This window comes from Candidatus Krumholzibacteriia bacterium, from assembly GCA_035268685.1.
Lineage (GTDB): Bacteria > Krumholzibacteriota > Krumholzibacteriia > JAJRXK01 > JAJRXK01 > JAJRXK01.
Genome location: DATFKK010000104.1, coordinates 1 through 20,219 on the forward strand (window position 1 = coordinate 1; position 20,219 = coordinate 20,219).

Here is a 20,219-nt window from a genome sequence, read left to right on the forward strand (position 1 = left end):
CGCGTGGTGTCGAAGTTGCCGTCGCCGTTGTGCAGGAACAACTCGATCCGCGTGGTCTCGGTGCGATGCCGCACGTCGACCCCGAAGTCGCGACCGCGGGATCCGATGGTGATCTCCGACCATCGCTCCGCGATCGCGGCCCGGTCGATGGCATCGACGCGCGTGTGGCTGGTCGGGATGTACGAGCGCGGTTGCGCACCGGCGAGGTACCCGACGCGGACCCTCCACGCGTCGGCGAAGCGGTAGAAGCCGTACAGGTCGACGCTGCTCGAGCTGCCGCCGCGGAGGTCGACGTCGTAGTGGACGCCGACGCGGTTGTCGAAGGTCACAGTCGTGCGCAAGCGAGCGCGGCGCAGACCGAACCCGAGCCGATCCTCGGCATCGCGCGTGTCGGTCTCGGCCGACCGCCCCCAGGAGAAGCGTGGCTGCAGGGTCCCGGTGAGCCGGATCTCGACGTCGCCGGCGCTGGTCCGGACGAAGTTCGGGCCGTCGTCTCCCGACGCGGGAGACGCCGCGAGCAGGGCGACGCCGAGAAACATGACGAAGCGGCGGAACGGTGCACACCGTCCGCACGGGATGGTCGGACGCATGGATCACCTCGTGTGTCGTGGAGTCGCAGGAGTCGGAGCGCGAAGGTGTGCGGAGCCGGTCCGCGCGGGACCGGCTCCGGGGATCGACCGAAAGCACTCGCTCAGTGCGAAGCGCCGCGACCGTGCTCGTACCAGGTGACCTCGCCCGTCTCGACGTCGTGCATCGCGCCGACGACCAGCAGCTTGCCCTGGTCCACCAGGTCCTTCATGACCGGGCTGCGGTCGAGGATGTTCTGGACGGTGTGGTGCACGTTGGCCTCGGCCACGGCCTGCACGAATTCGGCGTTCTTCGAGTTGCGCTCGCCCTCGAAGCCCTCGACCGAGTACATCGCGGGAGCGATGTTGCTGAGCGTGTGCGTCAGGTTGCCCAGCTCGACCTGGTCGGTGGTGCCCTTCACCGCGCCACACGAGGTGTGGCCGAGCACCACGACGACCTTGCTCCCGGCGACGGCCGTCGCGAATTCCATGCTGCCGAGGATGTCGGCGTTGACGAAGTTACCGGCCACGCGGGGCGCGAAGATGTCGCCGATGCCCTGATCGAAGACGATCTCGGGCGGCACACGCGAGTCGATGCAACCGAGGACGACGCCGAAGGGATACTGGCCGGTCGCGGTGGCCTCGACCTGATCGATCAGGTCGCGCTCGAGCATCTCTTCGTCCACGAAGCGCTGATTGCCGTCGTGCAGCATCTGCAGCGCCTCGGCCGGACTCATGTCGGCCTGCGTGGACTTCGTCTGGGTGATCGCCTCCGCGGCGATGGCGGCCGCCGGCAGCAGTAGGGCCACGGCGAGGAAACTTGCGATGGCGCAACGGGGTGCTCGGGGGAAACCCGACATGCGGTCCTCCTGGATGAAGTGGTCGCGACGACCACGATGGGCCGAGAATCGAGAAGGTCGCGCTCCAGCCGGAACCGCGCGTCCGTACAGGACGGGGCTCGGAGGCTCGGGCACGACCGTGACCAGGTGGCGCAGTCACACCGGAAATGTATTTCCCGATTTTCGTTTCGCAAGTGTGATGTCGCGGACCCCGGCGCCGGCTCATCCGATCACGTCACGCAGCGCGATCGCGAAGTCCTCCGGACGATCGACGAACGGCCAGTGGCCGCTCGGCTCGACCGCCGTCCACGGGACGCCGTGGATCCCGAGCAACTCCCGCGAGCGCGGGCTCGCGCCCCGCGGTACGCCCGCGACGTAGTGGGCCGGGACCTCGAGAGCGACCATGCGCGCCCCCAACTGCTCGTCGGCCGAGATCGCGACGAGTTCAGCGCTGTTTCGATGGTACTGGCGTGGATCGGCCATCCTTAGGCCGGCGTAGTAGCCGCGTTGCGCCCGCTCACGGACCCCCTGCCGGTAGACGGTGTCGCGGAGCCGGTCGAAGCCGCCGTTCTCGAACTCGTGCGGCGACCACTCCACGGCGCGTCCGCTGAAGACGCAGTCGCCGGGGGACAGGTTGCCGTCGACGTTCACCAGCAGGTCCAGGGCCTCCGGATGGCGCTCGGCCAGCAGGACCCCGAGCACACCGCCCATGCTGTGACCCACGATCACTAACGGACCGGTCGGTCCGCGCTCGCGCAACCAACCCGCGAGCAGATCGGCCTGGTCCTCGAGCGACATGGTCACCGAGCGCCAGGCGCTCCGACCGTAGCCGGGCAGGTCGCAGACCAGGAGGTTCCAGTCAGCGAGCAGGTCGAGTTCGAAGAGACCCTCGAAGCACAGCCCGGACTCGCCCAGACCGTGAATGCACACCAGCGTGCCCCGACGACGACCGCCGCGCGCCCGCACGAACATGCCGGCCTCGACGGAGTGCTCGATGTCCCGATCGCTCATGAAGGATTCTTCGCACCCTGCTCGATACGATCCAGCAGACAGCGTTTCGCCGCATCCAGACGGCGGCGGGCCGGGCGCGACAGGCGGGTCTCGAACACGTCGAAGCGGTCGCCCGCCACGCTCAGCAACCAGGCCTCGGGGCGCGCCCCGTACAGGTCCTGCGCCAGAGCCAGGACTCGCGCCGGCGAGAGGGAGTGACTGGTGAAGTCCAGCCCCGGTTCCGGCGACAACGGCTGCAGGGCGAAGGGATCGCACGTGGCGTCGACCGTGGCGTCGAGAAAGTACACCGTGGAGCAGTCGGCGACCATCGCCGCGTGCTCGACCACCAGTTGGTAGTCGACCTCCACGGTCACGTCCGGCCGCCGCTCCCGTTCGATCTCCTCGGCCAGGGCCGGGCCGAGGCCGTCGTCGCCCCGGCCCGGGTTGCCGAACCCCACGATCAGCACCTTCGGTGTGGTCATCGTACACGCCACGCGCTCAGCTGCGCGCCCGCTCGGCGATCACCTCCCCCCGGGAGTCGTGCAGCTGCACGACCAGCGGCATGCGACCCATGGCGTGGGTCGCACACGACAGGCACGGATCATAGGCGCGGATGGCCACCTCCACGTGGTTCAGGAGACCCTCGGTGATCTCCACCCCCTGGAGGTCCTCCTCGGCCACCCGCAGGACCGAACGATTCATGGCCTCGTTGTTGTGCGTGGTCGAGACGATCAGGTTCGCCCGCACCACCTGGTCGCGCTCGTCGACCTCGTAGTGGTGCAACAGGGTGCCGCGCGGGGCCTCGATCGCCCCGACGGCTTCGGTACGACGCTCACCCCGGGCACGGAAGTCCCGGCCGACGATCTCGGGATCGTCGAGCAGGTCGCGCACGACCTCGGCCGCGTGCAACAACTCGATCATACGCGCCCAGTGGTAGGCCATGGTCATCCGCGACAGCTCCGGACCGAGCTCCTCCTGCAGCATGCGACGAGCGATCTCTGCCTGTCGGCTCGGCACGAAGTCACAGGTGTTCATGCGCGCGAGCGGCCCCACCCGGTACCAGCCGTCACGGGGCCCGAGTGCGCGTACGAAGGGGAACTTCATGTACGACCAGGAACGGACCTCTTCGCCGAGCACGTCGGCATAGGTGTCGACCGGCACGTCGTCGAGACGCGGCGTCCCGTCGGCCTCCAGGCATCGCAGGTCCCCGTCGTACAGGTCGAGCGCCCCGTCGTGGCGGACCAACGACATGTGCGCCGACTCGAAGTCGGCGAAGGCCGCGAGCGTGTCCCGATGGGCCAGCGTGTAGTCGCGTGCCACGTTCACCGCGCGCTCCGCGCCCGTGAGGATCTCGTCGATCTGACCGCGCAGGTGCTCACGATCGCCCCGGTCCACGGGCTTGTTCACACCACCGGGAATGGCACCGGTGCCGTGGATCTTCTTGCCCGCCGTGGCCTCGATGACCTCCTGTCCGAAACGGCGCATGGTCACGCCCATCACGGCCAGGTCGGGATGGGCGCGCGCCACGCCGACCACGTTGCGCGTCTCGACCGGGGCATCGAAGCCGAACAGCAGGTCGGGCGACGACAGATGGAAGAAGTGCAGGGCGTGCGACTGCAGGATCTGACCGTAGTGCATCAGGCGACGCACCTTCTCGGCCGTCGGCGGCAGTCGATCCACCCCCACGATCCGGTCCATGGCCTTGGCGGCGGCCAGGTGATGGCTCACGGGACAGATCCCGCACAGCCTCTGCACCAGCACCGGAACCTCCCAGTAGGGGCGCCCCTGCACGAAGCGTTCGAAGCCTCGGAACTCGACGATGTGCAACCGCGCCTGCTCCACCTTCCCCTGGTCGTCGAGCCGGATGGTCACTTTCCCGTGACCCTCGACCCGGCTCAGCGGATCGATCACGACGCGTCGGGCGCGTCCCTTCGGAATCGTCTGCGTCTCTGCAGCCATGACGGTCCTCTCAGTCGTAGCGGAGATGGCGAACCGGAAGGGCGACCTCTTCGCCCTCGATCAACTGCGACAGGATCGTCCACAGGGCATCGGCCGACGGCGGACAACCGGGAACGTAGTGGTCGATCTCGACCACCTCGTGGCACGGGACCACGTGCTCCAGCAACAGCGGCAATTCCGGATCGTCGGGCACCCGGTCGTCGGGATTGTGCAGGGTTGGTCCGCGCCGGTAGGACTCCTCGAGGCATTCGTCGAGACCCACGGTGTTGCGAACGCCGCTGATGCCGGCCATGACGGCGCAGTCACCGACGGAGACGAGGACGTCGCACATGGCCCGGAAACGGCGCAGGACGTGCACGTTCTCCTCGGTGGCACAGGCTCCCTCGATCAGCCCCACGTCGCAGCGCCCGGTGAAGTCCTTCAGATCGTTGATCGGCGACCGGTCGAAATCGACGAGGTCGATCAGACTCAGGATCCGCTCGTCGATGTCGAGCAGGGACATGTGGCAGCCGAAACAGCCGGCCAGCGCCGCCGTCGCCACGCGTACCTTCTTCACGACCGGCCCTCCCCGTTGTTCGAGACCTGGCGCAGGCTCTCGACCTCCGAGCCGATCGGAGCATCGTCGTAGCGGCGACGCCCGATGGGGACCGAGTAGCCCTCGTGCTTGGGCAGCAGCGCACCCGTCGGACACGCGTGCGTGGCGGCATCGTCGACCGCGGCGTCGGTACCCACCAGCCCCTCGGCTGCGTTCACCGCGACCCGCTGTCGGAGCCCGCGCTCGGTGAACTGGTAGGTGTTCTTGCCGTCGATCTCCTGCGAGACCCGGACACAGCGCCCGCACTGGACGCAACGATTGCGATCGATCCAGATCTCCGGGTGTGTCGCGTCGACATCACGATCGGGCCAGAGTTGCCGGTAGCGGGCATGGGTCACCCCGAAGCGGTAGGCCAGAGCCTGCAGCTCGCAGTGACCGCTCTCCTCGCAGAACATGCAGAAGTGATTGCCCTCGACCAACAGCATCTCGATCACGTGCCGCCGCAGTTCGTTCGAGCGCGGCGTGTCGTTCTCGACCTCGATGCCCTCGGTCACCGGGAAGGTGCAGGTCGACTGCGGGCGGCCGTCCACGAAACAGGTGCACAACCGGCAGGCGCCGTGGGGGGTCACACCCTCGACGTGACACAGCCTCGGGATCCACACCCCCGCCTCCTCGGCCGCCTCGAGCACCGTCTGCCCCGGCCGGCCACGGACCTCCTGTCCGTCGATGGTGAAGAGAATGCGGTCGGTCATCGGCGGACCTCCTCGGACTCGGAGCGGTGCGTGGAGTCCCGCCCGGTGATCACCCGCGACGTCTCCAGCATGGCGGAGAGGTCGTAGGACGGGCGGTGGCGGTCGTCGGCGCTCACACAGCGTCGTGTGTACGCCTCGCGGAAGTGTTCGAGTGTGCTGAGCACCGGGCGGGCCGAGGTCTGCCCGAGCCCGCACCGGCTCATGGTCGAGATCGTTCCGCCCAGCTCCTGCAGTTCGTCGAGCACCCTCAGGGTCGCGCGGCGGTCCATGACGTCCTGCAGGCGATCACGCAGGAGCACGTTGCCCACGCGGCAGGGCGTGCAGGTGCCGCAGCTCTCGTCGATGAAGAAATCCAGTTGCTCGGCCGCGATCTCGAGCGGGTCGCGGGTCGCGTCGAAGCAGATCACCGCGCCACCGGTCGAGAGGTCCCCGTAACCGAGACGCCGGTCGAAGTCCGCCGGGGCGACCATGGATCCCGACGGTCCCCCCACACACACGGCCGCGCTCCCGGTCGCACCGACCTTCTCGAGGAGTTCCCGCAGCGGCGTCCCGAAGGGCAGTTCGTACACTCCCGGTCGCTCGCAGTCGCCGCACACGCTGTAGAGCTTGGTCCCGGCCATGTCGCCCAGGCCCTGGTCCGCGAACCACTCCGCGCCGCATTCGAGGACCCGTGCTGCGCAGCTGAACGTCTCGACGTTGTTCACGGGCGTGGGATTCCCCATGAAGCCCTTCTGCACCGGGAAGGGCGGCCGGTCCTTCGGGTCGCCGCGCAGTCCCTCGCAGGACGAGATCAACGAGGTCTCCTCGCCGCACACGTAGGCACCGGCACCCATCTGGATCCGCACGTCGAAATCGAAGTCCTCGACGCCCATCACGGCACGGCCGAGGAGCCCGCGCCGACGGCGCCGCCGCAGCACGTCCTCGAGGTACGGACGCAGGTACGCGTACTCGGCGCGCAGGTAGACGATGCCCTCGCTCGCCCCCAGGGCCCACGCGGCGATGGTCATCCCCTCGATCACCTGATCGGGTCGCTCGGTCAGGAGCACCCGGTCCTTGAAGGTCCCCGGCTCGCCTTCGTCGGCGTTGCAGAACACGTAGCGCTGCCCCCCCCCGGCGTTGCGTGCCAGACGCCACTTGGTGCCGGTCGGGAATCCGGCTCCGCCCCGCCCGCGCAGGCCGGAGCGCTCGACCTCGTCGATCACGTCGAGGGGGTCGCGGGCCAGTGCCATGCGCAGACCCGATTCCGCCTCGCGGCGGTCGGTGAAGTGCACGGTCCCGGCTTCGCGCAGGTTGTTGCGCACCATCGAGCAGACCAGTGGATTGGCGTTGTTCCCGTCGCCGAGCTCGCGCACCAGACGTCTCGGATCACCGTGACGTCGCAGTTCCCGAACGATCCAACGCGCCTTCCACGGGGTGACGTTCGTCATGGGTACGTCGTCCACCAGGACGCCCGGGGCCTGGTCGCTGAGGCCGATGCAGGCCGTCCAGTCGAGATGGAAGTCGCCGTCGGGTGTCGTTTGCCCCATCGCGACGCCCAGCTCGTCCTCGAAGGCGGCGGCCACCGCGTCGCCGCCCTGGTGGCGGTCGACGACGTCGTCGCACACGCGGATCGTGCGCGCGCCCGCCGGCTCGTGGCGCAGGAACGTGTAGAAGGTGACCAGGCTCTTCACGTCGACCCGCGGGATGTCCAGCGCGCGCGCGACGAGGTCGACCGTGTCGTCGTCGAGATGCCCGAGTCGGCGCTGCACCTCGAGGGCGATGTCCATCAGACGGGTACGATCGCGCCCGAAGTGGTCGCAGATCGCCTCCACCGCACGGGCTGGATCGTTGCCGTGCAGCGGCTGCTGCCGTGAATGCATGGTGGCTCCCGGAGAGGAGCCGTCCCACGCGGCGCGGCGGTCGTGAGGGGCAGGCTGACGGCCGTCGGGTCGAGTGGAACGGCCGCTGTGTTCCACGGTCCGGGACCGGCATTCCTCAGGAATCGCGCGATCCCGGCGACGACTCGCCCGACAGGCAACACGGAGGACTGCATGCGCGCGACTCCAAAGCTGTGACTCCGTACACAATGATTCAGGTACACCACTTGCGCGCGTGGCCACGACCGGGCGTGTGCCGACACGTCCGGTCGTGTGTTCCCAGTCGATGGGGGCGGCACCGTTCCGGACGTGGCCGCGCCCCATGGCCCTGTGGCACAATCGAGGGGCGCCGGACCCGCGCCGCCCACTGCCACGAGCACCGTCCGACGCTTCGCCCGAACCCGCTCTCCTCGTCCGGAGGACACCCGGAGGATCCCGATCATGTCGATCCGTTCGACGGCCGCGCTCGCGGCCGCGCTGCTGATGCTGCCGGTGGCGGCGTCGGCCCAACTCGAGGAGAACCTCTCCTCGTACACCGAGAACAACGCCACGGGCTATCTCGAGCCCTTCCGCGACACCATCAGCGCCGGGCTCGGCAGCGGTCTGTTCACCACCGCCGAGATCCCCAGATCGCGCCCCTACTTCCAGCTCGGAATGCGCGCCATGCTCGTGCAGTTCAGCGACGACGACCGCACCTTCGAGGCGACGGCCGAGGACTACTTCCCCGGGACCGGCACGTACGACGCGCCGACCGTCATCGGTGACACCGACCCGGACCCCGTGGCCGGGCCGGGCGGCACCAGCTTCCAGTTCCCCGGCGGCCTCGACATCGACCGGCTGCCGATCGCCGCCCCTCAGCTGTCCGTGGGTGGCTTCCTCGGCACCGAAGCCATGGTCCGGTTCTTCACCGGCGAGTTCGGTGACGACGACATCGGAGACATCTCGCTCTTCGGCATCGGATTGCGCCACAGCGTGTCGCAGTACGTGCCGGCCTCCCCCGTCTCGATCGCCGCATCGGTCATGTACCAGACCTTCGAGATCGGCGACGGACTCGTCGACTTCTCGCAGACCTCGCTCGGTGTCCAGGCCAGCCGCCGATTCCCGGTGGTGGAGCCCTACGCCGGCCTCGCGCTGCACATGTCGTCGATGAGCAGCGAGTACGAATTCGACGCCACCGGCGACCCCGAGACCCTCGAGGTCGACTTCGACGACGAGACGAACGTGCAACTCACACTGGGCGCGACGCTGCATCTGCTCGTGTTCAGACTCAACGGCGAGCTCGGCGTGGGCGACCAGACGACGTACACGCTCGGCCTCTCCCTCGGAATCTAGGAGGACCCGGACATGAACACCCTTCGTACGATGCTGCTCCCCCGCTCCGTCACCCTCCTCGGCGTCGTGGTCGCCGGCCTGCTCCTCCCCGGTTGTCTGACCGAGGAGACCCAGGTCAACGGCAGCGTGCCGATCACGCTGAGCGCCGACTGGACCACCCAGGGCTTCACCGACTCCGACGGCACGCTCGGCGGACTCACGAACGCACAGATCGATCGGATCTTCGAGGATCTCGACGACGCCGATCTCCAGTCGGTCCGCGACGCGCTCGAAGCCGGCCAGGAAGTGCAGGTCGCCGGTCTGCGCGCCTTCGTGACCCGCAACGAGGGCCACGTCGCCCAGCGCCAGGGTGTCCTGCAGATCGACACCGGCTCGGGCTTCGAGGACGCCGCAGAAGTGAACGTCCCGAGCAACGAAGCCGGAACCGAGGCCACGGCCGCCAACGGCCGGATCGTGATCGAGGAATCGTTCACCGGTCTGGGCGACCTGCGCGGGGTGATGCAGGACTTCCTGTCCGCATACCTGGGCGGGAACCGCGACGCGGCCCGTCAGATCCTCCTGGGCCTCGGCTGGAGCGCCACCTGGAGTTCGACCCCGCCACCGACGCCGCAGGACCCCGACGACTTCGACTGGACCAGCGAGATCGTGGTGATGGTCCCGTCGCAGTACACGATCGACGTGCCGAACCTGTAGAAGGACCGAACGCGTAGGGTTCCCGGGCCCGCTTCCGCCTCGGAAGCGGGCCTTCGCGTGCCGTCCGGTCCGACCGGCTTGAACGTTCCGCGGGCATGGCCTACGGTTCGCTCGATCTGCCCTCCGCTCTCTCCACCGCGTCGCGAGGATCGTCGTCTCCGCGGCGGAGGTCCGCATGCCCCGAGACGAGGCCGGACGGACGCCGTCCAGCTCCCGCCCCGACACCGCCGCCCCCCTGCTCGCTCTCGAAACGGGCCACTCCTTTCGCGGCCGCTGGTTCGGAGGCGCGTGGAGTCGTCCCGGTCCGGCCGACGTCACGCACGTGGCCTCCGGTGGCGAGGTCGTGTTCCAGACCGGAATGACCGGCTACCAGGAGATCCTCACGGACCCGAGCTACGCCGGGCAGATCGTGGTCTTCACCGCGGCGCACATCGGCAACTACGGGATCCACGCGGGCGAGGACGAGTCCGAAGCGGTGCGGCCGGCGGGCCTGGTCGTCCGCGACCACTGCACACGGACCTACCACCAGCGCGCCGATCGGGATCTCGACGACGTGCTCCGCGGCGCGCGTGTCCCGGCGATCAGCGACGTCGACACCCGGACGATCACGACGATTCTCCGTGAACGGGGATCGTGTCGCGGTGTCCTGGGGATCGGCCGGGCCGAGGAGCTGGTCGAGGCGGCGCGCGCGGTCCCTCCGATCGCCGCCACGAACTGGGTGGAGCGCGTGACCTGCTCCGGACCCTGGACCCTGCCGGCGGCGCCGCGGAGCGCCGACATGCCGCGATTCGCCGTCACCGCCATCGACTACGGGGTGAAGCGGAGCATCCTCGAGCGTCTGCGCGAGGAGGGGTGCGATCTGACGGTGGTCCCGGCCACCTCGAGCGCCGACGACGTCCTGAGCGGACGCCTCGGTCCGGTGCCCGACGGAATCTTCCTGAGCAACGGCCCCGGCGATCCGGCGATCCTCGATCCGCAGGTCACGACGATCCGCGAGCTCATGGCATCGGGGATTCCCGTGTTCGGCATCTGCCTCGGACACCAGCTGCTCGGGCGGGCCCTCGGTGGGACCACGTTCAAGCTCCCCTTCGGCCACCACGGAGCGAACCATCCGGTTCGGCGCGAGCACGACCATCGTGTCGAGATCACGAGCCACAACCACAACTACGCCCTGCGTCCCGACTCGGTCGATTCCGAGCACGTGCACATCACGCACCGCAGCCTCAACGACGACTGCGTCGAGGGCCTCGAACTGCTGGGGCGTCCGGTGTACTCGGTGCAGTACCACCCGGAGGCCGCTCCCGGTCCGCGCGATGGCCAGTACCTCTTCGGTCGATTCGTCGCCGACATGACCGCCCACCGCGCCAGGAGGAAGGCCTGATGCCGGCTCGCCGCGACCTGAAGTCGATCATGGTGCTCGGCTCCGGCCCGATCGTCATCGGACAGGCCTGCGAATTCGACTACTCGGGGACCCAGGCGCTCAAGGCACTACGCGCCGAGGGCTACCGCACCATCCTGCTGAACAGCAATCCGGCCACGATCATGACCGACCCCGCGCTGGCCGATCGCACCTACGTCGAGCCCCTCACCGTCGAGACCCTCGACGCGATCCTCACCCGCGAGAAGCCCGACGCGATCCTGTCGACGGTCGGCGGACAGACGGGACTGAATCTCGCCGTCGAGGCCGACGAACACGGCGTTCTCGAGCGCCACGGCGTCGAGTTGCTCGGTGCTGGTGCACGCAGCGTGCAACTGGCCGAAGACCGCGAGCTGTTCAAGGAGACCATGGCCGGCATCGGCCAACGCACGCCACGCAGCCGCCTGGTACGCACGTTGGAGCAGGGTCACGCGGCGCTCGAGGAACTGGGCTTCCCCACCATCCTGCGGGCCAGCTTCACGCTCGGTGGCGCCGGGTCGGGGATCGCCCACACTCCCGAGGAGTACGAGTCCCTGCTGCGCGAAGGCCTGTCCCTCTCGCCGGTGACCAGCGTGCTCGTCGAGGAGAGCGTCCTCGGCTGGAAGGAGTACGAACTCGAGGTGATCCGCGATCACGCGGGCAACGGAATCATCGTCTGCTCGATCGAGAACGTCGACGCCATGGGCGTGCACACCGGCGACTCGATCACGGTCGCACCGGCGCAGACGCTGACCGACCGCGAGTTCCAGCACCTGCGCGACGACGCGCTGGCCGTGCTCGACGCGGTCGGTGTCACCACGGGCGGATCGAACGTGCAATTCGCCGTTCATCCGGTGACCGGCGACCGCGTGGTGATCGAGATGAACCCACGCGTGTCGCGCAGCAGCGCGCTGGCGAGCAAGGCCACGGGCTACCCGATCGCGAAGATCGCCACCCTGCTCGCGGTCGGGTACACGCTCGACGAACTCCCCAACGAGATCACCGGCACCTCGAGCGCCTGTTTCGAACCGAGTATCGACTACACGGTGGTGAAGATCCCGCGCTGGAGCTTCGAGAAGTTCCCGGGGACGAGCGACACGCTGGGCACCACCATGCGCTCGGTGGGCGAGGTCATGGCCATGGGCCGGACCTTCCGCGAAGCCCTGCAGAAGGCCATGCGCGCGCTCGAACTCGATCTCGACGGCTGGGTCCCGCGCAAGGACGCCCGAAAGGTCGACACGCAGACCCTGCTCGAACACCTGGAGCGACCCACGCCCGATCGCATGCATCAGCTGCACACCGCTCTGCGCCGCGGCGTCGAGCCGAGCGAACTGCACCGCGTGACCGGTATCGACACCTGGTTCCTCGACAACCTCGCCGAGCTCAGCCGGGTCGAGGGTTGGCTGCGCAGCGTGAGCCTCGACGAGCTGACCCACGACGTCCTCCTGCGCGCGAAGCAGGAGGGCTTCTCCGACGCGCGCATCGCGCGCTTGTTGCAGAGCGACACCGATGACCCCGTGATCGCCGACGACATCCGCGCCCTGCGGGCGGAGATGGCCGTGCAGCCGGTGTTCCGCCGGGTCGACACCTGCGCGGCCGAATTCGCGTCGGAAACGCCGTACCTGTACTCGACCTGGGAAGACGGCCCCTGCGAGGCGCGCCCCACCGACCGCCGCAAGGTCATCGTCCTGGGGTCGGGCCCCAATCGGATCGGCCAGGGCATCGAGTTCGACGCCTGCTGCTGTCATGCCGTCGACGCGCTGCGGGCCGAGGGCGTCGAGGCGATCATGGTCAACTGCAACCCCGAGACCGTGAGCACCGACTACGACACCGCCGACCGCCTGTACTTCGAGCCGCTGCGCTTCGAAGAGGTCATGCACATCGTCGAGCTCGAGAAACCCGAGGGCGTGATCCTCACGCTCGGTGGCCAGACCCCGCTGAAGCTCGCCCACCGCCTGCAACACAACGGCGTACCGCTGCTCGGCACCCCCGTCGAAGCGATCGACCGCGCCGAGGACCGCGACCGCTTCGGCGAGCTGTGCACGAAGCTCGGCGTGATGACCCCGGACCACGGCTCGGCCCGCAGCATCGAGGAGGCCCGTCGCTTCGCGGCCGACATCGGCTATCCGGTGATGGTCCGCCCCAGCTACGTGCTCGGCGGCCGCGGCATGCGCGCCGTCGACGACGAGGCCGGCATGCTGCAGTACTTCGAGGAAGCCGCCCGCGTCGAGCCCGAGCACCCGGTGCTGATCGACCGCTTCCTCGAGGACGCCGTGGAGTTCGACGTCGACGCCGTGTGCGACGGCCGGCGCGTGGTGATCGGTGGCATCATGCAACACATCGAGGAGGCGGGCGTGCACTCGGGCGACAGCTTCGCGGTGCTGCCTCCCTACCGTTGCACCCCCCTCGACCTCGACACCATGCGCGACACCGCAGAGAGCCTGGCCCTCGAGCTCGGCGTGGTCGGGCTGATCAACGTGCAGTTCGCGATCCACCGCGGGCAGCTGTACGTGCTCGAGGTGAACCCGCGCGCCTCGCGGACCGTCCCCTTCCTGGAGAAGGCCACCGGCGTTCCTCTCGCGGAGATCGCCACGCGCTGCATGATCGGCCAGTCGCTCGACGACCAGGGCATCGGCGAGGCGCCACCGCTGACGGAGGTCTTCGTGAAGGGCCCTGTGTTCCCTTTCCGGCGCTTCCCGGACAGCGACCGTCTGCTCGGACCCGAGATGAAGAGCACCGGCGAGGTCATGGGGATCGGCAGCACCTTCGGCGAGGCTTTCGCCAAGGCGGAGCAGGCCTCGGGCATCCCGCTGCCCAGCGGCGGTCGCGCCTTCCTCAGCGTGAACGATCGCGACAAGCAGCCCCTGCTGCCGATCGCTCGCGATCTCGTGCGGCAGGGCTTCTCGCTGCTGGCCACCGAGGGCACGCAGCGTTTCCTGACCGATCACGGTCTCGAGGCCGAATGGATCGCGAAGGTGGGCGAGGCCCAGCCCGACATCGCCGACGCGATCCACGACGGCCGAGTCCAGCTGGTGATCAACACCACGCTGGGCGCGCGCAGCCGCTTCGACGAGGTGGCGATCCGGCGGTCCGCGACACTGTCCGACGTCCCGTGCATCACCACCCTCTCGGGTGCGCGAGCGGCCGTCGACGGGATCCGCTGGATGCGTTCGACCGAACCCGGGCTGAGCGCGCTGCAGGATCTTCACGGGAGGGCGACGGACCCCGGGACCGGTTCGTGATAGGCTGACCGCTCGCCACCGCGCGACCCGGACTCCCGAAGGATCCACGCCATGACCCGCGACCGGATCGGTCCCCATCCCCGCTCCGTCCGTGCTCCCGAACGGCTGCTCGCGGAGTGGACGGACTGGTGCCGGCGGCACCGCGGATCACCGGAACCGGACGCTGCCTTCCGCTCGCAGTGGATCTGGTGGGACTCGCCGGACGGCCGGCTGCACCGCGAGAACACGCAACTGGTCGAGCGCCGGTCGTCCGGACAGCCGTCACGGATCGAACTGCACCGCGGTCTCTCGCGTCGGACGCTGGACGAGGACACCGTCGCCACCTGGCTCGCACGAGGCCGCACGATCGTCCCGTTGCTGTGGACCTCCTCGTACCGACGGATCTGGCTGACACCGGGTGGGGGTCAGTTCGAGTGGCAGGAGTGGACACTGGTCGGTGGCGGCCCCGCACGGATGGTCGCTGTCGTGGAACCAGGCCCCGAACTGATGCAGTGGTGGACCGCGGCGCGGGCGGACGGGACCCTCGGCCGCCGGACCGCTCCGCCCACCTGGTCCGACCACGCGGTCGCCGCCGTGAACGGCTGGCTCGGCGACAGGGCCGGAACCGAGGTGTTCGAGCTGATCTCGGGCCTGGCCCTGGGGCGTGCACTCGCCGCCGACGACAGTCCGCTCGCCCCCGTCCTGCTCGACCGGGTCCACCGTGATCTGGAGCAGCGCCTGGCCGCGCCCAGTGGCGCGGTGGCACCCGGGCACCCGGCCTGGCGGGCCGGCCTGCGCGCCGCCCTCGACGCCCGGATCCGCTCCCGCCCGGGCCTCCTGGCCGCGCTGGCCCGCTCACTCGCCCACGGCCCGCTCGACGCGTCGGTCCCCGCGACGCATTCCGACGAAGCGGCCCACCGATCGCGAACGTTGCACACCGCCCTGCGCGCCATGCGTCCCCACCTCGACGTGCCCACGCGGAAGCTCCGGCGCCGGATCGCGGCGCTGGCCGCGGCCCAGGAGCACCGCGCGCGTCTGGTGTGCACCGATCGATGGTTGGCGCGCCTGGGGGCTTCGGACGATCATCCCCTCGACGCGGACGCGAGGATGGAGGCCGGCGCGCGCCGCCGGCGCCTGGTCCCGAGGATCGAGGAGAGCGACCAGCACGTCCGGCTCGCCGCGGCCGCCGTCCCCCGGCGCCGACTCCGGCGGCTCGTGCGTTCGCTCCCCGACCCGGCGGCTGGACCCCGTCTCGATGCCGTCCTGACGGCAGAGGGAGAAGCCTGATGCGTATCGTCGTGATGCGGCACGGAATCGCGATCGACCGCGATCACCCCGACTGTCCGCCCGATGCCGACCGTCCGCTGACCGACGAGGGCCGGCAGCGCACCCTGCGCGCGGTTCGTGGTCTGAAACGGCTGAACGTGCGCCCGGATCGCGTGATCAGCAGCCCCTGGTTGCGGGCGATCGAAACGGCGGAGATCTGCGCCGACGTGCTGGGACTCGATCCCGAGGACCTCGGTCGGCGCGACGAGCTCCTGCCCGGCACGGATCCGCGCATGCTCGTCGACCATCTCCGGGGCCTCGACACCGAGTGCTCCGTGGTGGTCGGACACGCCCCCCACGTCGACCGGCTCATCGGCAGCCTGCTGGGCGTCGACGACCGGACCATGTCGTCGTTGAAGAAATCGGGCGCGGCGAGCATCGTGCTCCCGACGGCGAGCTCCGACGCATGGTTGGAGTGGCTCGCCACCCCGAAGATGCTGCGCCGACTCGGCCGGACCTGACCCGAGCAAGACCTGCCCGAGAATCCCGTGCACGCCACCTACCACTCCTCCGGATCCCCTCGTGACCACGTCGCCGCGGTCGATCTGGGCTCGAACAGCTTCCATCTCGTGATCGCGCGGCAGGGCGAGCACGACCTGCGGATCCTCGACCGCCGGCGCGAGCCCGTGCGGTTGGCCGAGGGGCTCGGTCCCGGGGGCGAGATCCGGCCCGAGGTCCAGGAGCGTGCGATCGCCTGCCTCGAGCGCTTCGGCGAACGCCTGCAGGGCATTCCCCGCCATCGTGTCCGCGCCGTCGGAACCAACACCCTCCGCCTGGCCAAACGGTCGCCCACCTTCCGCGACGCGGCCCGCGAGGCCCTGGGCCACACGATCGAGGTGATCAGCGGAGTCGAGGAAGCGCGCCTGATCTACCTGGGCGTGGCCCACACGATCCCCGCGCACCGTGAGCGACGTCTGGTCATCGACATCGGAGGGGGCTCCACCGAACTCATCCGCGGTCGTGGCTTCGAGGTCGAGCTCGGCGCGAGCCTCTTCATGGGGTGCGTGAACTACTCCCGCCGCTTCTTCGGTGACGGCAGGATCGAGCGGGAATCGTTCCGCGAGGCGCAGACCGCGGCCCAGCTCGAGGTGCGTGCGATCGAGGAACAGATGCGCGAGGGAGGGTGGGATCGCTGTATCGGCGCTTCGGGAACGGTCCTGGCGATCTCCGAGATCCTCCGTCAGTCGGGATGGACCCACGGCGAGATCACGCAGGCGGGCATGAAGAAGCTGCGCAAGGCGTTGGTGAGCGCCGGGCACGTCGAAGCGATCGACCTGCCGGGACTCAAGGCGGACCGTCGGCCGGTGATCGCCGGTGGCCTGTCGATCCTGCTGGCGATCTTCAAGCGCCTGAAGGTCGAACGCATGGACCCCAGTCCGGGCGCTCTGCGTGAAGGTGTGCTGTACGACCTGCTCGGCCGGATCCAGCACGAGGACGTGCGCGACCGTACGATCCGTCGCATGGTCGAGCAGTACCGCGTGGATCTCGCCCAGAGCAATCGGGTGCTCACCACCGCGCAGCACCTGCTGGGCCAGGCCGAACCCTGCGGGCTGCTGGACGGCGAGTCGGCGCGCCGCACACTGAACTGGGCCGCGCAGCTGCACGAGATCGGCCTGGCCGTGGCGCACACCGGCTACCACAAGCACGGGGCCTATCTCCTGGCCGAGTCCGACATGCCGGGCTTCAGCCGGGACGACCAGCAGGTGCTGTCGGCCATCGTGCGGGGGCACCGGCGCAAACTGCGCGAGGAGTACTTCACCGCCGTGGCCGACGACAGCCGCACCGCCACGGTGTTCCTGTGTCTCCTGCTCCGCCTGGCCGTGTTGCTCAACCGCAGTCGGCGACCCGGCCCGGAACCCTCGCTGGAGATCGACACGAAGACCCGCGGCATCGATCTGCGCTTCGGGGACGGTTGGCTCCACGAGCACCCCTTGACCATCGCCGACCTCGATACGGAGGCACGCCAGTGGAAGTCCGTGGGCTGGAACCTGACCTTCGGCCACGACGAGGCGGATTCGCCGCGATGACCACGACTCCCGCGCTCACCGACCCCTACGCCGTACCGGCGGTCTACGACATCCTGCACACCCCGGGCACCGCCGGCGAAGTCGATCTACTGGAACGCCTGGCCGAGCGCTTTGGAGCCCCCGGAGGGAAGCGTCGCCGCTGGCTCGAACCGGCGTGCGGCACCGGACGCTACCTCCGGGTGCTCGCCGGCCGCGGTCGGCGGGCCGCGGGGTTCGACCTCGACGAGGGCATGCTGGACTACGCACACCGTTCGCTGCGCCGCCGCCGCACGAACCGCCGCGTACGGCTGGTGCGCACCGACATGACCGCCTTCGCCGATCACTTCGAACCCGCGTCCTTCGACGTGGCCTTCGTCCTCGTGAACAGCTTCCGTCACCTGCTGCGCCCATCCGACGTCGAGACGCACCTGGGCGAGATGGCGGCTGTCCTTCGACCGGGCGGTCTCTACGTGGTCGGGATCAGTCTGTCACTGTACGGCGAGGAGGATCCGAGCGAGGACGAATGGATCGGGCGTCGGGGATCGTGCACGGTGCGGCAGCTCGTCCAGTACCTCCCCCCCGGCCGTGGGACCCGCCGGGAGACGGTGATCAGCCACGTCGAGATCGAACGTCCCCGGGGGATCGAAGTGCTCGACTCGACCTACGCGCTGCGCAGCTACGACGAGACGCAGTGGCGCGCGGCACTCCGGGGAACCGACTTCGAACGCGCCGCGTCGGTCGACGACCGCGGCCGCACGCTCGGTGACCACCCGCTGGACTATCAGCTCGAGATCCTGCGGCGAACCTGAGTCCTCAGCCCTCGCGCCGCGGGAGTTCCACGCGGCGTTTCTCGGGCTCGGCGTGGGGGCGGTAGAGGATCGCCACGTGCCCGACCACCCCCGCCACGGCCGCGTCGAGTCGTTCGGCCAGACGAGCGGCCATTTCCTTGCGCTCGTCCTTGTGGTCGACGAATCGGACCTTGATCAGCTCGTGCGCGGCGAGGGCTTCGTCCACGGAACGCAGGAACGTCTCACTCAGGCCGTCCTTCCCGACGTGGGCCACGGGCTGCAGGTCGTGGGCGGCCGCGCGCAGCGCGCGGCGTTGATAGCCGGCCAGGTCGAGGCTCATACGATGTCCTCCGGTCCGTTCTGCAGCTCGCGCAGGAGTTGGGTGGCGAAGCTGCCCGCCGGCAGCGTGAACTCGAGACGGATTCCCTCGCGGAGTTCGGCCACCGCCGGCTCCTCGGAGATCTCGAGCCCGAGCTGATCGATCGGTACGGTGCACGAACGGCGGCTTCCCGGCAGCCGCTTTCCGTGACGTTCGAGATCTGCGTAGTCCAGCCCGACCTCGGCCAGGATCGCGTCCTCGAAGGCGGCCGACGGCGTGCCCTCGGGGGGACGGCGCGTCTTGGCACCCGGCATGGGGCCGGTCAGCTGCAGATCCCCGGCGTCGAGCCGCTGCTGGTCGCCCCCCGGATCCTCGGTGGTGAACATCCCACCCGATTCGGTCTTGCGCAGGACGTCGCCGGGAAGCACGCGGCGCAGACCGCCGCCTTCCCGACGGCGGAAGACGTAGAGATTGAACACCCCCGACTGCGCGGCGCTGGCCACGAAGGTGAACCGACGGTCGAGGCGGGGCGCGGCGATCGCCCCGAATCCGCGCTCGAGATTGGTGCCGTCCAGGCCGAAACGCTGCGGTCCGTACAGGTTCTCCAGGCCTCCGCCAGCGCGAAGACGGTCGAGCTTCGCGTGGCACCGTTCCGGCGCCGCGTCGACTTCCAGGTCACGCACCACCACCGAGAAGCGGTTCGCCTTCAGGTGACCGGTTCGCAGCTTCTGACCGTGGGGGTGCACGTCCAGCACGCGTACGCGCGGATCCCGGAGAGTCGAGATGGACTCCCGCGCCGCCCACGGCAGACTGATCCACTGGCGCGTGACCGCGTCGGCATCCTTGCGACCGGCCATTCCGGCTTCGCCCCGATCGACACCCGTGTGCTCGCACAGCAGGGCCACGGCCTCGTGCGAGGGCAGACCCCGCTTCTCGATACGGACCAGCAGGTGGCGTTCCTCCCGGCCGTCGGCTTCGTAGGCCGGGATCTCGTCGACCACGAAGTCCTCGGGCCGTTGACGTACGGCCCCACCCATGCCGGGCAGATCACTCGTCGCGATCGGGGGATCGGTCATGGCGGCGCGCAGCGCCGGATCGAAGTCGAGGCGATTCACGAGGTCGGTCGATCCAGGTCGGCGAGACGGGTGTGCTTCATCCAGACGGCGGCGAGGCGTTCGATCCCCTCGCGGTCGTCGTCGTCGAAGCGGTCCAGATGGGGGCTGTCGAGATCGAGCACGCCGAGGCAGACCCCGTCGTGGAGCAGGGGCACGACCAGCTCGGCGTTCGACGCCGCGTCGCAGGCGATGTGACCCTCGAAGCGGTGCACGTTGTCGACCACGATCGAGCGCCTCTCGGCCACGGCCGTTCCGCAGACTCCCCGGCCCACGGGGATGCGCACGCAGGCGACCCGGCCCTGGAAGGGTCCGAGCACCAGCTCGGCGCCACGGGCGAAGTAGAAGCCGACCCAGTTGAGGTCGGGCACACTGCCGTAGATCACGGCCGAGGTGTTGGCCGCGTTGGCCACCGGATCGGGCTCGCCCTCCAGCAGGGCATCGAGCCGCCGTTCGATCTCCTGGTAGCGCTCTCGAGTCGTGGCGAACCGCTGCAAACGGACTTCCTCCCGCGCCGGGGCGTGGCCTG

The 20,219-nt window shown here is 69.3% G+C and carries 19 protein-coding genes; 8 read left to right on the forward strand and 11 right to left on the reverse strand.

The annotated features are described in order from the left end of the window. The 8 genes from VKA86_09900 to VKA86_09935 all read right to left on the reverse strand — a co-directional run. Positions 1–590, reverse strand: a 590-nt coding sequence (locus tag VKA86_09900) for a porin (GenBank protein HKK71519.1), incomplete at its 3' end; no start/stop codon positions are given. 101 nt (positions 591–691) lie between these two features. Further along, the gene (locus VKA86_09905; protein HKK71520.1) at positions 692–1,426 is read right to left on the reverse strand and encodes a carbonic anhydrase family protein; all 735 of its coding nucleotides are present in this window, start codon (positions 1,424–1,426) and stop codon (positions 692–694) included. A gap of 201 nt (positions 1,427–1,627) precedes the next feature. Continuing rightward, positions 1,628–2,416: an alpha/beta hydrolase gene (locus tag VKA86_09910; GenBank protein HKK71521.1), complete on the reverse strand. Its 789-nt coding sequence runs from the start codon at positions 2,414–2,416 to the stop codon at positions 1,628–1,630. Beyond that, positions 2,413–2,877 (reverse strand): hydrogenase maturation protease, encoded by a 465-nt coding sequence (locus tag VKA86_09915; protein HKK71522.1) that lies wholly within the window; start codon positions 2,875–2,877, stop codon positions 2,413–2,415. Before VKA86_09915 ends, VKA86_09910 begins: the two co-directional genes overlap by 4 nt. Positions 2,878–2,893: 16 nt before the next feature. Beyond that, positions 2,894–4,354, reverse strand: coding sequence for a Ni/Fe hydrogenase subunit alpha (locus VKA86_09920; GenBank protein HKK71523.1), 1,461 nt, complete (start codon positions 4,352–4,354; stop codon positions 2,894–2,896). 10 nt (positions 4,355–4,364) lie between these two features. After that, positions 4,365–4,910 carry an NADP oxidoreductase gene (locus VKA86_09925; GenBank protein HKK71524.1) on the reverse strand — a complete coding sequence of 182 codons (546 nt, stop codon included), beginning with the start codon at positions 4,908–4,910 and terminating at the stop codon, positions 4,365–4,367. Next, positions 4,907–5,641, reverse strand: a complete 735-nt coding sequence (locus tag VKA86_09930) for a 2Fe-2S iron-sulfur cluster-binding protein (GenBank protein ID HKK71525.1) — start codon at positions 5,639–5,641, stop codon at positions 4,907–4,909. The genes VKA86_09925 and VKA86_09930 overlap by 4 nt, the downstream gene beginning before the upstream one ends. Next, positions 5,638–7,500 (reverse strand): NAD(P)H-dependent oxidoreductase subunit E, encoded by a 1,863-nt coding sequence (locus VKA86_09935; GenBank protein ID HKK71526.1) that lies wholly within the window; start codon positions 7,498–7,500, stop codon positions 5,638–5,640. Before VKA86_09935 ends, VKA86_09930 begins: the two co-directional genes overlap by 4 nt. A 438-nt stretch (positions 7,501–7,938) precedes the next feature. Here VKA86_09935 and VKA86_09940 point away from each other — a divergent pair, with 438 nt between their 5' ends. From VKA86_09940 to VKA86_09975, 8 genes are all read left to right on the forward strand, one after another. After that, positions 7,939–8,829, forward strand: a complete 891-nt coding sequence (locus tag VKA86_09940) for a DUF6588 family protein (GenBank protein ID HKK71527.1) — start codon at positions 7,939–7,941, stop codon at positions 8,827–8,829. A gap of 12 nt (positions 8,830–8,841) precedes the next feature. Beyond that, positions 8,842–9,522 (forward strand): hypothetical protein, encoded by a 681-nt coding sequence (locus VKA86_09945; GenBank protein HKK71528.1) that lies wholly within the window; start codon positions 8,842–8,844, stop codon positions 9,520–9,522. Positions 9,523–9,697: 175 nt separating this feature from the next. Further along, complete coding sequence (gene carA / locus VKA86_09950) at positions 9,698–10,903, forward strand: glutamine-hydrolyzing carbamoyl-phosphate synthase small subunit (GenBank protein HKK71529.1); 1,206 nt, start codon at positions 9,698–9,700, stop codon at positions 10,901–10,903. Further along, on the forward strand, positions 10,903–14,160 hold the full coding sequence (carB, locus tag VKA86_09955; protein HKK71530.1) for a carbamoyl-phosphate synthase large subunit: 3,258 nt from the start codon (positions 10,903–10,905) through the stop codon (positions 14,158–14,160). Before carA ends, carB begins: the two co-directional genes overlap by 1 nt. A gap of 51 nt (positions 14,161–14,211) precedes the next feature. Further along, the gene (locus tag VKA86_09960) at positions 14,212–15,426 is read left to right on the forward strand and encodes a hypothetical protein (protein HKK71531.1); all 1,215 of its coding nucleotides are present in this window, start codon (positions 14,212–14,214) and stop codon (positions 15,424–15,426) included. After that, positions 15,426–15,926: a phosphohistidine phosphatase SixA gene (gene sixA / locus VKA86_09965; GenBank protein HKK71532.1), complete on the forward strand. Its 501-nt coding sequence runs from the start codon at positions 15,426–15,428 to the stop codon at positions 15,924–15,926. Before VKA86_09960 ends, sixA begins: the two co-directional genes overlap by 1 nt. 27 nt (positions 15,927–15,953) lie before the next feature. Then, positions 15,954–17,492, forward strand: coding sequence for an exopolyphosphatase (gene ppx, locus VKA86_09970; protein ID HKK71533.1), 1,539 nt, complete (start codon positions 15,954–15,956; stop codon positions 17,490–17,492). After that, positions 17,489–18,280 (forward strand): class I SAM-dependent methyltransferase, encoded by a 792-nt coding sequence (locus tag VKA86_09975; GenBank protein ID HKK71534.1) that lies wholly within the window; start codon positions 17,489–17,491, stop codon positions 18,278–18,280. Before ppx ends, VKA86_09975 begins: the two co-directional genes overlap by 4 nt. A gap of 4 nt (positions 18,281–18,284) precedes the next feature. On the opposite strand, the gene yhbY is transcribed toward VKA86_09975, so the two are convergent. The 3 genes from yhbY to VKA86_09990 are packed head-to-tail and all read right to left on the reverse strand — an operon-like array spanning position 18,285 to position 20,187. After that, positions 18,285–18,599 (reverse strand): ribosome assembly RNA-binding protein YhbY, encoded by a 315-nt coding sequence (gene yhbY, locus VKA86_09980; protein ID HKK71535.1) that lies wholly within the window; start codon positions 18,597–18,599, stop codon positions 18,285–18,287. Then, the gene (locus VKA86_09985) at positions 18,596–19,693 is read right to left on the reverse strand and encodes a tRNA pseudouridine(13) synthase TruD (GenBank protein HKK71536.1); all 1,098 of its coding nucleotides are present in this window, start codon (positions 19,691–19,693) and stop codon (positions 18,596–18,598) included. Before VKA86_09985 ends, yhbY begins: the two co-directional genes overlap by 4 nt. Further along, entirely contained in the window at positions 19,690–20,187 is a 498-nt protein-coding gene (locus VKA86_09990) for a GAF domain-containing protein (GenBank protein HKK71537.1), read from the reverse strand. Before VKA86_09990 ends, VKA86_09985 begins: the two co-directional genes overlap by 4 nt. Between the last annotated feature and the right edge of the window lie 32 nt (positions 20,188–20,219).